Origin of the sequence: Pseudoalteromonas sp. TAB23 (assembly GCF_000498075.1) — a bacterium.
GTDB lineage: Bacteria > Pseudomonadota > Gammaproteobacteria > Enterobacterales > Alteromonadaceae > Pseudoalteromonas > Pseudoalteromonas arctica.
This window is the reverse complement of record NZ_AUTP01000145.1, coordinates 14,455-29,483: the sequence shown is the minus strand read 5'-3', so window position 1 is coordinate 29,483 and position 15,029 is coordinate 14,455. Positions and strand designations below refer to the sequence as shown.

13 protein-coding genes and 2 pseudogenes are annotated in these 15,029 nt (G+C 38.6%); 4 read left to right on the top strand and 11 right to left on the bottom strand.

Going from position 1 to position 15,029, the window contains the following annotated elements:
- Positions 1–459 (top strand): hypothetical protein (locus tag L654_RS0105740; protein ID WP_024607525.1); only part of this gene is annotated, 459 nt, incomplete at its 5' end.
- A 66-nt stretch (positions 460–525) separates the two neighbouring features.
- On the opposite strand, the gene L654_RS0105735 is transcribed toward L654_RS0105740, so the two are convergent.
- The 6 genes and pseudogenes from L654_RS0105735 to L654_RS0105705 all read right to left on the bottom strand — a co-directional run bounded on the left by L654_RS0105735 (position 526) and on the right by L654_RS0105705 (position 6,172).
- Positions 526–1,638, bottom strand: coding sequence for a HupE/UreJ family protein (locus L654_RS0105735; RefSeq protein ID WP_024607524.1), 1,113 nt, complete (start codon positions 1,636–1,638; stop codon positions 526–528).
- The gene (locus L654_RS0105730) at positions 1,635–2,660 is read right to left on the bottom strand and encodes a hypothetical protein (RefSeq protein WP_024607523.1); all 1,026 of its coding nucleotides are present in this window, start codon (positions 2,658–2,660) and stop codon (positions 1,635–1,637) included. The genes L654_RS0105735 and L654_RS0105730 overlap by 4 nt, the downstream gene beginning before the upstream one ends.
- Positions 2,661–2,713: 53 nt before the next feature.
- The gene (locus L654_RS0105725) at positions 2,714–3,223 is read right to left on the bottom strand and encodes an Ig-like domain-containing protein (protein ID WP_024607522.1); all 510 of its coding nucleotides are present in this window, start codon (positions 3,221–3,223) and stop codon (positions 2,714–2,716) included.
- An 11-nt stretch (positions 3,224–3,234) separates the two neighbouring features.
- Positions 3,235–4,802, bottom strand: a pseudogene (locus L654_RS01000000125580) (DUF4331 domain-containing protein).
- Between the two features lie 157 nt (positions 4,803–4,959).
- Positions 4,960–5,639: pseudogene (locus L654_RS01000000125575) on the bottom strand (anti-sigma factor).
- On the bottom strand, positions 5,636–6,172 hold the full coding sequence (locus tag L654_RS0105705; RefSeq protein WP_024607521.1) for a sigma-70 family RNA polymerase sigma factor: 537 nt from the start codon (positions 6,170–6,172) through the stop codon (positions 5,636–5,638). Before L654_RS0105705 ends, L654_RS01000000125575 begins: the two are co-directional and overlap by 4 nt.
- 349 nt (positions 6,173–6,521) lie before the next feature.
- On the opposite strand from L654_RS0105705, the gene L654_RS0105700 reads away from it, so the two are divergent.
- Positions 6,522–8,141 (top strand): diacylglycerol kinase family protein, encoded by a 1,620-nt coding sequence (locus L654_RS0105700; RefSeq protein WP_024607520.1) that lies wholly within the window; start codon positions 6,522–6,524, stop codon positions 8,139–8,141.
- A gap of 50 nt (positions 8,142–8,191) precedes the next feature.
- Here L654_RS0105700 and L654_RS0105695 read toward each other — a convergent pair whose 3' ends face one another.
- Together L654_RS0105695 and L654_RS0105690 are read right to left on the bottom strand one after the other, a co-directional pair.
- The gene (locus tag L654_RS0105695; RefSeq protein ID WP_010553962.1) at positions 8,192–8,500 is read right to left on the bottom strand and encodes a VF530 family protein; all 309 of its coding nucleotides are present in this window, start codon (positions 8,498–8,500) and stop codon (positions 8,192–8,194) included.
- 54 nt (positions 8,501–8,554) lie between these two features.
- Positions 8,555–8,857, bottom strand: coding sequence for a DUF1496 domain-containing protein (locus tag L654_RS0105690; RefSeq protein ID WP_008134362.1), 303 nt, complete (start codon positions 8,855–8,857; stop codon positions 8,555–8,557).
- A gap of 138 nt (positions 8,858–8,995) precedes the next feature.
- Here L654_RS0105690 and L654_RS0105685 point away from each other — a divergent pair, with 138 nt between their 5' ends.
- Entirely contained in the window at positions 8,996–9,229 is a 234-nt protein-coding gene (locus L654_RS0105685; RefSeq protein WP_007582405.1) for a TIGR02647 family protein, read from the top strand.
- Between the two features lie 12 nt (positions 9,230–9,241).
- On the opposite strand, the gene maiA is transcribed toward L654_RS0105685, so the two are convergent.
- On the bottom strand, positions 9,242–9,871 hold the full coding sequence (gene maiA, locus L654_RS0105680) for a maleylacetoacetate isomerase (RefSeq protein WP_024607519.1): 630 nt from the start codon (positions 9,869–9,871) through the stop codon (positions 9,242–9,244).
- 2 nt (positions 9,872–9,873) lie between these two features.
- Complete coding sequence (gene hmgA / locus L654_RS0105675) at positions 9,874–11,175, bottom strand: homogentisate 1,2-dioxygenase (protein ID WP_024607518.1); 1,302 nt, start codon at positions 11,173–11,175, stop codon at positions 9,874–9,876.
- 151 nt (positions 11,176–11,326) lie between these two features.
- Between hmgA and L654_RS0105670 the strand changes: the two genes are divergently transcribed.
- Positions 11,327–11,758 (top strand): MarR family transcriptional regulator, encoded by a 432-nt coding sequence (locus tag L654_RS0105670; protein ID WP_024607517.1) that lies wholly within the window; start codon positions 11,327–11,329, stop codon positions 11,756–11,758.
- Between the two features lie 52 nt (positions 11,759–11,810).
- Here the strand turns inward: L654_RS0105670 and L654_RS0105665 are convergent, their stop codons facing one another.
- On the bottom strand, positions 11,811–14,933 hold the full coding sequence (locus L654_RS0105665; protein ID WP_024607516.1) for a TonB-dependent receptor: 3,123 nt from the start codon (positions 14,931–14,933) through the stop codon (positions 11,811–11,813).
- Between the last annotated feature and the right edge of the window lie 96 nt (positions 14,934–15,029).

The following is a 15,029-nucleotide window of genomic DNA, read 5'->3' as shown; positions in this document are numbered from 1 at the left end:
TTTGAAAGTAAAGAAGCCATTATAGAAAGCATTATTAAAAAAGACATGGAAGAAATGTTCTCCATCTTTCAAAAATTTGAAGATCATCCTGGTGATGTTTTAGCGGCTCTTTTAGATGGCTTAAATATTGGTGTGCAAAGGCATATGGATACAGGCTCGTGTGTTATTGATTTAGACATGATGGCAGAAGCAGGTCGAAATGTTAAAGTAGCAACTCTCTTGCGTGAAACCGATATTCAAGCAAGAGGGCGCATGAGACAGCTTTTAACAAGCGAGCGAAGTGCGCTCAAAGACATTGATGAGCTTGAACTTGAAAGCCGAATTAACGTTATTTTTTCGATGATGGCGGGGTTATTACTCAGAAAGTTACTCTACCCTGAGCTAACCGAAGAAACGGTACTAATAGCGCTTCGCCCTGCGATGAAAACATTACTGATGCCATTTGATGAAGCGCAGTAACGCTCGAAATAAATAACCAAAAGTAAGCTAGCCAATACTTTGGCTAGCTTTTTTATTTTAGTCTATTTAAAAGCGCTCGATTGACCACTGAAGTGCAATGATTGCGATAGCAACGGAGCCCATTGGCATTAACCACTTTTTATACCAAGTGTAGTGTCGTACATAAATGAGTATTGGTAAGGCTACTAGTAAGATACTAAGTTGACCGATTTCGACGCCTAAATTAAACGCTAAAATGCTAAGCAGTTGATAGTCGCTCGACAAGCCAAGCTCGCCAAGTACGCTCGCAAATCCCATCCCATGTAGTAAACCAAAAGCAAAAGTAAGCCAACCTAAACGAAGTACCAACGGCCACACATTATTTAATGCTGCCAATAAAACCGATATAGCAATTCCAAGCTCTACCCAGCGGCTATTTGGTGAGACTAAGTTCATAGCTGTTGCGGTAAGCGTAATAGAGTGCGCAAGCGTAAACGCGGTTACTATCCATGCTGTGTGTTTAATAATTTGTTTTTTAGAGCTAATACCTTGCCATGTTTTATCGCTGCGTTTTAAAACACAGGTAAGTAACAGGGCGATTAAAAATAAAATATGATCAATACCAATCCAAATATGTAAAACACCCTGATACACGTATTGATTAAACGTACTTAAATAACTTGTTTGCTCAAAGCTGAACGTTTGTTGTGCCTCGTTGATATTAAATACACGAGATACACCGTTTATATTTACGATGGATTTATGATTGGCATCGGTATTAAAAAAAGCAGAATAGGAAAGGGAGATTGCTTCATTGTCATCACAGCTAAACAGCAACGGAATCACCAAATAAGGCTGGTTAAAATGGTTATCTAGCTGATAGATACCTTCACTTTTTAAAAGGCATGATTGCGCGTTTTGCGTGATATTTAAATTTTCTTCAATGAAGTTATTAATTGAGCTGCGTTTTGCTTTTATTTCTGCCCACGAAATTTGCCCGTTTTTATCTAAATCCAGAGACACTGCGTGCTCTAAGTCGGCTATATTAATTTGCCAAGTACCCATGTATTGGTTTTTGTTGGTGTCGTTATTGTTCTCGCTATTTAAGGTTATATAACTTGTACTTAGTTGATGGGCAAAGCTGTAAGTTGAAAAAATGCACAGCATTAAAGTGAGTATAAATAGATAAGGCGTTTTCATAGTGTGTCTCGTTGCATCGCTTTTGCTTGAATAAGTAATTGCTCATCGGTGCTCATTTTTGCCTGTTGCCAATTAATATGAGCCCAGTAAAGTGCTTTTTCGCGATTTGGTTGTACATCAAGGTAATATTTAGCTAAGTCACTTGCATGAAAAGAATCTTTGCGAAGCTCTCGTAGTGTAACTCTTTGCGCCATTGTATTTTGCCATTTTTTATCGCGTTTATTTAGTTTTTTTTCTGCGATTGAAAGTCTTAACAAAATAGCATCCTCTAAATTACTTTTATCAGGAAGCAGTACGCTTAATGTATTTAATACTTGTTGCGGTTGATTTAGAGCAATTTGAATATCGGCCCATAAAACAATAAGGCTCACAGGGGCTTGAACTAAATCTACACTTTGTAAGTGAGACAAAGCTTGTTTGTAGTTGTTTAAACGGTAGCTCATTTCACTTAAAACATGGTTTGTAGCTAGGCTAGTTTGATTATTATTTATAATTTTTACTAATGCTTGGTAGCTGTCTAAAACGCTTTCATGTTGGCTTTGTACATCGAGTACACAGGTGCTAGCAGTAATAGTGCTTACTTGCCCAATTAAGGCTACGCAGTGTTTTTTTGCTTGTGCGAACTTACCTTGAGTCATAAATATATTGGCTAGCAATAAATGGCTATTACTATGTTTTGGCTCTCCAATCAAAACGTTGTTAGCAATATCAATAGCTTCGTCAAAAAGGTGCTCTTTTTGTAAAACGCGAGCATATAAGTAACCAATTTGAGATGAGGGTGTTTGTTTATATAGCTGGGCTAAACGGGTTTTAAGTAGCCCCTGTAAGCGCTCTGTTTGGCCGGCATATTGGCTGTTAGTGACTAATGTATTTATTTCGTCAACAGAGAGGGAAGCACTAAGCGTTGAATTACTTTTAGCAATAACTGCATCATCTTTTGGGGTAAAAAGCGCAGCGCTTAACGCAAGGGGTGTTAGGCATAAAGTAATAAATGCGACGGACTTAAAAATTGATAAATGCATTATAAATATCCTTTGAAAAAAGCCATCCATGGCCTGTCAGCTTAATTACTTGGTTAGTTACCGTTTGTTGAAATTAATCCATCAACATCGGTATCTGTGTTTGTAAACACCCGACCGTTAACAGTTAATGGCTCTGCATTTGGGGCTTGATTAAATGCATCGGTTGCAAATTGAGCAAAGTCGACCTGTAGTGCGTCAATTGTAATGTTTACTGTTGCAGTTACTTGCGAATTAACGCCATCACTTACACCAAACATAAAACTATCTGAACCTGTCACTTCTTTATTTGGTGTATAGGTAAAGTTACCATCGCTATTAAGGGTAACAGTTCCGAGAGTTGGCTCACTTGTTAATGAGTAAGTCAGTGAATCGCCATCATTGTCGGTTGCGCTAAGCATATCGGTAATGCTTACTTCAGTTTGTGTAGTTAGCATTGCATCACTTGCGGTAGGCGCTGTATTTACAACCGGTGTAGGTTGTTTTTTATCGTCATCGCTACTACATGCTCCCAATGTTAATGCACTGAGGAGAACACAAATATGGGTAGTTTTTAAATTACGCATTATTTTACTCCTTATTTAGAGCCAGCAAGCGGTGTTGCAAGGTATGGGAATGATGAATTCATCATTGTTGCATCAATAGGTGCGCCGTCTGTAAATGGCACTGTGCCTGTATTAGCATCCTCTGGTGCACAAAGTCCTAAATCAGTGTCTTCACCATTTACAGGAATAGGATGACATAAACGACCCATCACAACACGAAGTGCAATATCAACCACATCATCACCCGGGCGACGACCATTTGGGAAGCCGGCTAAATCATTACCCGCTACACCAAATGCAGATTGATCAGCTTGCGCTGTTGCTGCAATGTCTGTATTTAAACGTAGCATTTCTGAAGGTGTTACAGTTGCTTGTTGATTAACGCCTGCAAAACCCGTTAAAAATGCAGTGATTAAATCAGTACGCGGGAAGTTAGTGGGTGCCAGAGTTTCTAAGTTTGCGCCAAGAGTGGTATTAACAGCATCTTTAAACAAAATATTTAATAACTCTGGTAGTGATGGGTGAGATACATAATCTAAAAATTGTGCATCGTCTTTAGGGTGCGCAGTAGAAAATGTGTCTTTGTCTTTAATACCAATTACCAGCTCATTTACAAGCGGGCTACCTAGTCGTGAAACCTGAGTTAATGCACCACCGTTTACCGCATTATTAGCAAATTTAGCATTTGGGTTTAATACACGTGCTTGAGGTAAGCTTGCTGTTGTCCATGCACCAATTACTTTGTTACCTTCACCGACAATACAGCTTTTAGGTATTTCGATAGCGATTGATGTTACGTTTTTATCTGCAAGGTCGTCGTTATCGGCTGNCCGCCGTCACCAGCACCAGGGGCGCTATCGCCTTCTACAGGTACATAGTTAACTAAATCAAATGTTTTACCTAGGTTAACTACAAATGGGTCTTTACGTTGTCCTACAAAAACTTGTGCCATGCTTTCACAGTTAGGAATTGAAACCTGATACACAAATTGGTCAGCATAAGTTTGGTAATCGCTCATTGAGCCAAATGTTTTATTGCCCACATAATCAAGTGGTTTAGAAAATGTACTTGAGTTTGATGCTGTGTTGTTTAATACCGTTGTTTCGCCAGTACGCTGCGCGCCGCTAATCATGCTCATTGTGTATGATTCACTAAAATTTGCAGCGCTGTCATCACCGGCAGATACACCGCCTACGTTTTTAAGCGGTACAGACACGGTACGTTGATTACCTTCAGGTCCAACAGTTAATTGCACACCTTGGTTATCATTAGGAAGCATGCTTTTAAAGTTAAACGCAAATGTAATATCTTCAACAGCATCGCCGTCGTTATCTATATGAATGCTGTAGGTAGCATCTGGGTCCATTGCAAAGTAATTAGGACCGCCGTATGCATCTTGCAGCGGGATATAGTTAGCAATTAATGTTACAAAATCATCACGACCTTGCTCGTAACTATTAAATACATAAAAATCGGTTGAATCTAAAGTCGGGAAACGGCTTATATTTGGCGCTTCTCTGTGGCTTGATGCTTCACTTGGTGCACTTACAAACGTACTACATATTACTACTGCGAGTATTGATGGAGTTAAAGCTTTCATGACTTTGTCCTTTAGTTTTGATTGAAGTCATAGCTAATAACGGGGCAGGATTTAAATTGGATGCAAAAAAGTTAAATTATTTTTATTTTTTGTTAAAAATTTTAAAAGTAAGTTGGCTGCTTTGTGTAAGCAGCCAACTTTGGTCATTATTGTAGGGTTATAAAAGTACTAGCTCTGTGGTGTAAAGCACTTCAGTAGGAGAGCCATTTGNCCGCCAATAGGTTCTAAGCTTACGGCAAGCAACGCTATGTCGGTTGCTTTAAAACGGTTATCTTTTAATAATATTTTATTGCCTTGCTTGGGAAGTAAACCCAGTGAAATAGGTGCATCTTGCCCTTTTAAAATCATCCACAACTCATAATCTTTATTAGTTTGAGCAACCAATTGGCTACTGGCTTTAATTGAGAGTCCTTGCTCGTTAACATTAATAAACCACAATGATTGTTTATCTTGATTTTGAACCAAAGCAATTTGTTGAGTGTGCATAACATTGGTACTAGGTTGAATAACTAAAAAGGCTAAAACAATACACGCAGCAGTTGCCACAAAAGACCATGTACGCCAAATTGAAGGCTTGGTATGTATCACTGTTTTACTTGTTTGTGGCCTGTTTTCAATACGTTGTAGTATATTTACCCATACATCGTCACGTGGCGTTTGCGGCGTAATAGCACTCGCTAAGTTGTTTAGGTTTTGCTCCCATAGACTTGTTGCTTCACGTGCTTGATTTGAATTAAGCAACAGACGCTGAAAACGCTTACGGGCAAGCCCTCTAAGTGTGCCAAGCACATACTGCCCAGCAAGCGCGTCTAATAGTTCGGGTTTATTATAATTCATAATGTTAAACACCTTTGTAGCTGCATAAGCCCACGCCTGATCCAGCTTTTAACTGTACCTAATGGCGTTTCTATATGATCCACTAGCTCGCTATGACTCAGCCCCTTATAATAAGCTAAGTGAATAGCTTGTTTTTGTTGCGGCTCAAGCTGTTCGATACAATTAACCAGTTTCGTTTCTTCATCGTAATTAACGTCGATACTTTCATTTTCATTTTCATTTTCATATTCGTCATCGCCTAACGACTGCTCTTTTCGTACTTTGTGATAGCGCAGTGAGTCAAGACTTCTGTATCTAACTATACTTATCATCCAACTAATAACGGTGCCTTTAGAGGCGTTGTATTCAGATGCGTTATGCCAAATTTTTATAAAAGCATCTTGTAGTGCCTCTTCCGCATAAGCTCTGTTAGTGAGCATATTTAAACTAATAGCAAAAAGTTTGCCGCTAGTTTGTTGATATAAACTTGAGAAAGCATTTTTGTCTCCTTGTGCTGTTGCGCACAGAAGAGGGAGTAAATCATCGTTATCCATAGGGGTCCTGTTTTTCTTATTATCATTGAGTAAACGGTTGAGAGTGTGATTTGGATGCAAAAAATTTAATTGCTTTTTAGATTAGCTGCTTTATACGTTAGTACAAGCAATAACCGATCAGTGTTTGAAATTTAGACGTGTAAGTATAATTTATTCACATGTTTGTAAAAAATGCACAAAGAGCAGATTGCACTTAAATTTATTTTATTATTAACATTATATATCAATAGCTTATGATTTTAATTTGAATTTAAAATGCCATTTATATGGCGTGATATTTGCAAAAGAGTACATAAAGCCGTTTAAATTAAAATTAGAAAATCGGAATTATTTACACAAAGGAGAGACTATGTGGGCTGCAATTGGTTATTCACTTTTAGCATTACTACTTATTTTTATTGGTTGGGAAGTAAACTCTGTTTACTTTGCTATTGTTTTTTATTGGACTGCGCTGTCACTTTTATTAGTGAGTACCGCATATATTTTTAATACAGCAAAAATATTTAGAAAACGTGAAAATGGGGTGATCCCATTTTATATACGGTGGGCGTTTGTGCCATTTTTATTTGGTGTGCAAATTTATAATGCCTGGTCACGTAAGCACGATAAAGTGCCGCCAATTCAAAAAATAAATGAGAACCTATTTTTAGCTTGCCGATTATTTCCCTCAGACATAGACACATTAAAAGATAACGGAATTACTGCAATTTTAGACGTTACGTGTGAATTCGACGGACTCGAGTGGAGTTCAACACAAGAGAATATTAATTACTTAAACATTCCGGTGCTCGATCATAGTATTCCTACCCATTCTCAGTTAAATCAGGCTATTAATTGGATACATCATCATATTAAAGAAAACCATCGCGTAGTTGTACATTGTGCTTTAGGCCGTGGGCGGTCTGTTTTTGTAATGGCGGCTTATTTATTGAGTCAAAACAAAAATGCAGATGTACATGAAGTACTTGCACAAATAAAGGAAACCCGCGAAACCGCAAACTTAAATAAGCATCAGCTTCGTCATTTAGCTAAGCGTCATAAAAAAGGCGAGCTGCTGATTAAAAACAAAGCAGTTTTAATTGCAAATCCAGTATCTGGTACACGGTTGTGGCAAGAAAAAGAGCATTTAATTGTTGCGCGGTTATCGGCCTATTACGATTTAACAGTATTGACTACTTCACAAGACGTAAACGGTATTGAGCTTGCTAAACAAGCAATTGCGCAAAAGCCGGACATTATAATAGCGTGTGGAGGCGATGGTACAGTGGCCGAAGTTGCAAGCGTACTTGTAAATACACAATGTAAGCTAGGTATTATACCAATGGGGACTGCAAACGCACTTGCGCATGTATTGATGGGGATTAGCTCTAAATTTATTCCTGTTGAACAAGCCTGTGATTTAATAATTGATGGTCAAACAAGCACAATAGATACCGCTTATTGTAATAATGAATTAGTACTTTTATTAGCGGGCATTGGTTTTGAGCAATCAATGATTGAAAAAGCAGATAGAGAGTCGAAAAATAAATCGGGGCAACTTGCCTACTTAAATGGTTTTTTTGAAGCATTTGGCGAGCAAAAATCACAGCTACTTAGTGTAAAACTCGATGATAATGAGCCGAAAGAAATATGTACAAATAGCTTTATTGTGGCTAATGCTGCGCCTTTTACAACGTTATTGGCTCAAGGTGGTGGGCAGCCAGATCATAGTGACGGGCTTCTTGATGTAAATTGGCTAACACCAAATAATGAAAATTCTACGACAATATTGAGTATTGCAGAACTGATGTTTAGCAGTTTAACGCAAACACATTTAGCTATAAATTCGCATCATACAAATGCTAAAAGAGTCGAGGTGACAGGCGAAGGAGAGCTTAAGTACGTACTTGACGGTGAAGTTAAAACTGCTCACAAACTCGTTATTACTATTGAGCCGGCCTCATTAAATGTGATTTGCAAAGAGCAATAAATCGCGCTACTTACAATCAAAAAAGGAGCTGAATTAGCTCCTTTTTTACATCATTTTTTAATTGATGGCCAAACAAACCCTGTTGTATCCGGCGCTTGAGAAGATGTTTCTCTCGGCGCACTTTTTGGTCTACGAATAGGTTTGTTATTTATAGTGTGAATATAAAGTGCTTCCACTTTATCGCGAGCCCAAGGCGTTTTACGCAAAAACTTTAAACTCGATTTAATGCTCGGTTGATCAGTAAAGCATTTGATTTTTACTTGCTCGCCAAGTGTTCTCCAGCCAAGTCGCTGTTCTAACTCAACAAGTATTTGTTCTAACGTTACCCCATGTAAAGGGTTTTTAGGTTGATTATCCATAGCCATACTACTTATTTAAACTGCGTGCATTGTAGCTCAAATCAGCTTTTAGCGCTAATTCACAGTGATTGTTTTAGGAGCTGTTGGGTAAATAGCATTACCTTGTTTATCTATTTTAAGCCAAATGAGTTGGCTGTTACTGTGCTGGGGTGTTTTAGCACCGCACAAAAGTGTAAATGAGTGAATTTGTATTAATGCGCCTTCGCTATAGCGTTTGTTGTCGTACCAACAGTTTGATTCTTCATTTACAAACTGGTTTGCATCAATAATTGAATGGGTTTTAAGGGTTGTTGCTTCACTAAGTATTGAATACGATAAGCTGCTAAAACAAAAGCATAGAATTAAAAAGTTACGCATTAGAGGCCTTTAAATAGGGAGGGTTAAAAATAATACATTAAGCTAAAAAACGTGCTAGTGTAAAGTACACAAAGTGATTTTAATTATAAACTTAGTTACTCACAGAACAACTTGGATTCAAATAAAAAGGTGCACACAATGCAATTTAATCAAACAATGATCGAAGAATTCACACTATTAGCAAAGTTTCCTCGCGACAGTAAAATGCAGGGTATTAAATTACACTCAGACGCAGAGCCAAGCTTACTTAGTGCAGCGCAACGCTTATTTGAAAAAGGGATTATAGATAGCCCAGATGGCGGGTATTTAACTGATCTGGGCTTAGATTTAATTGAGCACATTACGGTTATTCATAGTGCGCTACAAAGTTAGTTTTAAATTAGCTTAATTTGCATCGGGTTGATTTTGCGGTGCAGCATCATTAAATGCAGCTAATTTATTACAGTGTTCGTAAATAGCTGCAATTTTTGGATAAGCGCTCATATCTACGTTAAAACGAATTGCATTAAATACTTGCGGCACTAAACAAATGTCAGCAAGTGTTGGTTGATTACCAAAACAGTAGTCATCACTTTCGTTTAGCATCAGTTCTATTTTTTCAAAACCAACTTCTATCCAATGTCGATACCACTTATTTTTAGCCTCGTCATCAACACCTAATTCGTTAGATAAATATTTCAGCACGCGTAAATTATTAACAGGATGAATATCGCAGGCAATGGCAAAGCTTAAATTTCTTATTTGTGCTTTTTGCCACGCAGTCCCCGTAATTAATGGCGATTGCGGATAAGTTTCATCAAGCCATTCCAGTATTGCAAGCGATTGTGCTAAAACACCATTATCAGTTTCAAGTGCAGGTAGTAACCCTTGCGGATTAGTGGCTAAGTATTCCTGCCCAAGCTGCTCCGATTTTAAAAGGTTAACAATAGCAAGTTCATGATCGATTGCTTTTAAGTTAAGCGCTATACGCACCCTATAGGCCGCTGATGAGCGAAAGTAGCTGTATAATTTCATAATTAATCCTGTGAACCTGTAAATTGTTTTTTAATAGTACGCCAGCAATCGGTGTAGTTTGGTTGGCGTTCTTTACCTTCTAATGCATATTTTGTCGGTGAAATTATATAGCGCGACTCAAACATAAAGGCCAATGTGTTTTCGTATTTTTGTGGTGTAAGCTCAGCGTTTGAGGCTTTTTCAAATACGTCTGCTTCAGGTCCATGTGGCGACATACAATTGTGTAAACTTGCACCACCAGGTACAAAACCATGCTCTTTTGCATCATACACACCTTCAATCAAGCCCATAAATTCACTCATAATATTGCGGTGATAATAAGGCGGGCGAAATGTATTTTCGGCTACCATCCAACGCGGTGGAAATATCACAAAATCGACATTTGCCATACCCTCAGTAGCAGAAGGAGAGGTTAGCACAGTGAATATAGACGGGTCGGGGTGATCAAAGCTCACTGTATTCATTACATTAAAACGCGATAAGTCGTATTTGTAGGGTGAGCTATTACCCGTCCATGCAACTACATCAAAAGGAGAGTGCTTTATTTCACAGCTAAATAAATTACCGTTAAATTTAGAAACAAGCTCAAAGTCACCTTCTTTATCTTCAAATGCAGCAACGGGGTATTGAAAGTCTCTGTCGTTGGCATAACCGTTTGCACCAACAGGTCCTCGCTCTGCAAGCTCTAACGCATGGCCATAATTTTCACAAATATAACCACGGGCTGTATCATCAATTAAATCAACAGCGAACTTAATTCCTCTGGGAATCACAGCAATTTCACCTGGTTTAATGCTTAACTTACCGCACTCGGTGTGAATTAATAACTCACCTTGCTGAGGGACAAACAACATTTCGCCATCGGCATTGCAAAAGTAACGCCCTTGCATTGACCGATTAGCGACATATACATGAATGCCAATACCAGATTGCCCATTGGCACTGCCATTAGCTGCCATAGTTACCAAGCCATCAATAAAATCAGTCGGCTGTGAAGGTATATCAATAGGATTCCAACGTAGCATTGTTGGTGGTGTTACGGCTTCAGTGATTGGGGCTGTTCTTATTAGGCCGTTATCAATTGCTTGGTAATCACCTTGCACTACCGAAGGACGAAGGCGGTAAAACCAAGTGCGGCGATTTGAAGCGCGAGGAGCCGTAAATGCAGTCGAACTAAATTGCTCGGTGTATAAATCGTATTTAACCTTTTGTGGGCTAAATTGTCCTATCGGCAATGCACCGGGTAGCGCTTGTGTTTCAAATTCATTACCAAAACCTGTCATATAACTTAATTGTGTCGCCATTACTGACTCCTGTGAGAGGGGGTTGGTTTAATATTATTATTATTTCAGTTAAGATACTCTCAAGTGAGACTAATATCAAATGTGCAACTACGCACCTGTGTAAATATTAATGAACACCAAAGTAAGCCTTATAAAGCTGGGATAACCAAAAATGAAAATTGATTTAGCAACGTTTTTACCTTATCAATTAACGAATGTAGCAACACGTGTAAGTAACGACTTTGCCGAGGTTTATCAAACTAAGTACGGTTTAAATATTCCCCAGTGGCGAATACTTGCTAATTTAGCGCAGTATGGCCAAAGCAACGCAAAGGATTTATGCACGCAAGCAAATATGGACAAGTCGACTGTTTCACGCGCGGTAAAAGTTTTAATAGATAAAAGTTTAGTGAGAAGTGAGCTAAATAAGCAAGACAAACGCGCAGCATTACTTGTGCTGAGTAAAGCAGGTCAAAGCTTATATGAAAATATAGCGCCCGATGCACTGAATTGGGAAAAACAATTACTGAGCACTTTAACCAACGAAGAATACGAAGTGCTAGTGAGTATTTTTGAAAAGTTAAATAACAAATTAAAGGCATAAAAAAGCCCACCAAAGTGGGCTTTTAAAAGATGTTTTAGGTTACAGTTCTAAATTAGAAAGTGTAACGAACACCTATACGCATTTGCCATACAGATGCATCTGATTGCACTGATGTATTTGCATTATTTGCATTAAATTCAGAGTAAACGTAGCGGCCTTGATCATCAATTGACGTTTTGATCATGCTAGCGCCTACGAAAGGACCTTTTTTAAGTACGCCCCAATCATCGTTTAACAGGTTTGTAAGGTTATCAATTACGAAGAATGCTTCACCTTTGTGACCTTCCATAAAACCAGGAAGCTCTTGTGTCATTTTAAAGTTAAACTTAACAAACCAATCTGAGTTTTCAGCGTTACGGCTAGTAGTTTGACCACGCTCTAAACCATTTGATGCAATAAATTCATTGAATTCATTGATATCAGCAGCACTCATGTCGTAAACAACGTTAGGATCGTTTTCAAGTGGAACGTAAAGTAGTTGGCGGTTACCATTCCAGTTTACATCGCCCCATACATTTTCGTCACTGCCATCAAATGTGTAGCTGTATGGTAAGCCTTTATATGCTTCACCGAATAGATTAAAGCGAGTAGCAAACCCATCAACAAACTCATGGCTATAACCAAGAGTCATAGTAAAGCGATGTGGAATTTCGTAATCAGATGAAGCAACCCCCGGGTTACCTGGATCTGTTAGGGCAATGTTACCGTAGTTTGAACCAGCTACAGAGCTTGTCATTGGGTTAACATCATCAGAATCTGTGTATGCATAACCAAAGTTAACGCTTACACCATTATCAAACATCTTGCTAACCGCTAATGAGATAACAGATGAATCACCGCTATCACCACTTACATTTGTTAGTAAGTATTCGTTTTCACGACCTTCAATTGATTCGTAAATAGGGCGGCCATCAAATGTAGTTTCGCCAGAATCTTGAAGTGCGATGTCACGCATTAACGCAGCGTCATTCTTCTTCGAATATAAGTAATCAAGAGAGATTACGTACTCGTTTTCAGTTGTGTACGTTGCACCAAGTGAGTATTTCCACTCTGATGGGATTTCAAAGTCTGGGTCAACAGCGTTTGCTTGTGAATCGCCTGAGCCGATTACAGTGTCAGCTACTGCATCAAATTGAGACTGAGGTACTTCAAATCCTGGAGTACCATTATTTACATTAGGTGTTGCGAACAAGTCGATAGAACCAAACTGGTTTGCACTAATGTTAGTAATGCCGTCGTTTGAGTAAGAGTTAGATAACCAAACGTTAGGGTTACCGCCTGAGAACAAGCCAACACCTGCACGTACTTCAAGTGCATCTGTAGCGTACCATTGGAAGCCTACACGAGGTTGAATTAAATCAATACCATCAAATGTACTTTGGTTACTGTAGCCATAGCGATCAGTAAAGTTTTGATTTAAGTTAGGTACATCATCACTGGTGTATTTATCGTAACGTAAACCAAACGTAATATTTGCGTCTAAGTCAGTAAACGAATACTCGTCTTGCACGTAAAATGTATGCTGAGCGTACGAAAAACTCGCAGCAGCATCGTTTGGATCATTTGTAGCAGCAGCATTGTTGTAGTAAACAGCACTTGCAATACCATTTTCAAAATCATCAACATTGTTGAAACGGTATTCACCTTCAGTATGCTGAACGAATAAGTTAAATACATCTAACTCTTCAAACTCGTAACCAGCAGTAATTGTGTGCTGATCAAGGTAGTAAGTACCTGCAACTTTAAATGTAGTTGTATCGTAGTCTAAGTCATTAGATTGACGTGAGTCATCTGGACCAATATAAACTGTACCACCATCTTCGGTACGAATTTGCATTTCACCAAAGCTGCTTGCTGCATCTAGTGATTGTACTGTTGCATCTAGCTCAGACTTACCAATACGAACTTCAGTAGAGAAGTCATCTGACCAATCAGAGTAAACAGATGCAATGATTGAAGTGAATTCTGCACTTTGGTCATAAAAGTGATTAGATAGTGATACACGGCTAGAACCAGTATCAGACTGTGAAACAGTATTACCATCGTTGTAGTTATAGATTAAGTTTGCACGGTGATCTTCGTTGATGTTCCAATCTAGTTTAACTAAGATTTTTTCATCTTCAACAGGCATACTTGAAGGCATTCCGCCTACATCGTAACCATATACAGTTTGAGCAACGCTTGTGATACGCGAGATATCATCAGCAGTTACGCTGCCGCTGCTTAAACCATCGTAGTTAAACTGTTGAACACCTTCAAGTTTTTCATATGAAGTAAATAAAAATAGTTTATCTTCAATTAGTGGAAGACCTACGTTGAAGCCGTAACGTTTTTCGGTGTAATTACCGTTATCAACGTCATCACCTTCAATTTTATCACCCTTGAAAGAGTCACTAGTGTAATCGTAGAAAACAGCGCCATGAACATCATTGCCACCAGACTTGGTTACTGCGTTGATGTTACACGATGTAAAACCACCGTATTGAACGTCAAACGGTGCAAGTTCAGCTGAAACTTGTTCAATTGAATCAAAAGAGAAAGGGGCGCGAATAGTAGGGTAACCATTTGAACTTAAGCCGAAGTTATCGTTCATACGAACGCCGTCTAGCGTTAAGCTATTGTAGCGAGGGTTACCACCACCACAGTTAATTGAACCACGGCTATCATCAATTGTGATACGCGGGTCGATACGAATAATGTCTTTTAAATCACGGTTAATAGCTGGTGTATTTTCAAGATCAGTTAGCGTAAATGTAGACGCCGGACCAGTACCACCAGACATAGAGCTAATTGGCGCGCCAGAAACTACAATTTGTTCCATGCTTGATTGTGACTCAAGAGAAACGTTTACTGGGTAATCGTTACCAATATTAAGAATAATGTTATTGAATTCTTGGTCTGCATATACATCTGAATCAACAACTACTTTATAAGGACCGCCAACTCGCAGGCCTTTAGCTGTGAAATAACCAGCGTCATTTACTTCAGTTGTTTTTACTGATCCAGAAGGTACGTGTAATATTGTTACTTTAGTGCCGGCTGCTGGGTTGCCGTTAGGCCCCATTACTTGACCTTTAATTGCAGAGGTCGTTTCGTTAGCCATTGCAGCGCCACTTACACCAACACATGCTGCAATAGCAAGTGAAAGAGCTGTTTTGCGTAATTGAGTTTTCATTTAATTTTCCCGTGTAGTTATTAATTAAATTTTTATATTTTTATTTTAAAATTTTGCAAAATAAACAGTTGAAGTTCATTTATTCAAAATCCGTTA

Coding starts and splice junctions, on each gene's coding strand:
- L654_RS0105735 (WP_024607524.1), bottom strand. CDS start 1,638: ATGAAAACGCCTTATCTATTTATACTCACTTTAATGCTGTGCATTTTT.
- L654_RS0105730 (WP_024607523.1), bottom strand. CDS start 2,660: ATGCATTTATCAATTTTTAAGTCCGTCGCATTTATTACTTTATGCCTA.
- L654_RS0105725 (WP_024607522.1), bottom strand. CDS start 3,223: ATGCGTAATTTAAAAACTACCCATATTTGTGTTCTCCTCAGTGCATTA.
- L654_RS0105705 (WP_024607521.1), bottom strand. CDS start 6,172: ATGGATAACGATGATTTACTCCCTCTTCTGTGCGCAACAGCACAAGGA.
- L654_RS0105700 (WP_024607520.1), top strand. CDS start 6,522: ATGTGGGCTGCAATTGGTTATTCACTTTTAGCATTACTACTTATTTTT.
- L654_RS0105695 (WP_010553962.1), bottom strand. CDS start 8,500: ATGGATAATCAACCTAAAAACCCTTTACATGGGGTAACGTTAGAACAA.
- L654_RS0105690 (WP_008134362.1), bottom strand. CDS start 8,857: ATGCGTAACTTTTTAATTCTATGCTTTTGTTTTAGCAGCTTATCGTAT.
- L654_RS0105685 (WP_007582405.1), top strand. CDS start 8,996: ATGCAATTTAATCAAACAATGATCGAAGAATTCACACTATTAGCAAAG.
- maiA (WP_024607519.1), bottom strand. CDS start 9,871: ATGAAATTATACAGCTACTTTCGCTCATCAGCGGCCTATAGGGTGCGT.
- hmgA (WP_024607518.1), bottom strand. CDS start 11,175: ATGGCGACACAATTAAGTTATATGACAGGTTTTGGTAATGAATTTGAA.
- L654_RS0105670 (WP_024607517.1), top strand. CDS start 11,327: ATGAAAATTGATTTAGCAACGTTTTTACCTTATCAATTAACGAATGTA.
- L654_RS0105665 (WP_024607516.1), bottom strand. CDS start 14,933: ATGAAAACTCAATTACGCAAAACAGCTCTTTCACTTGCTATTGCAGCA.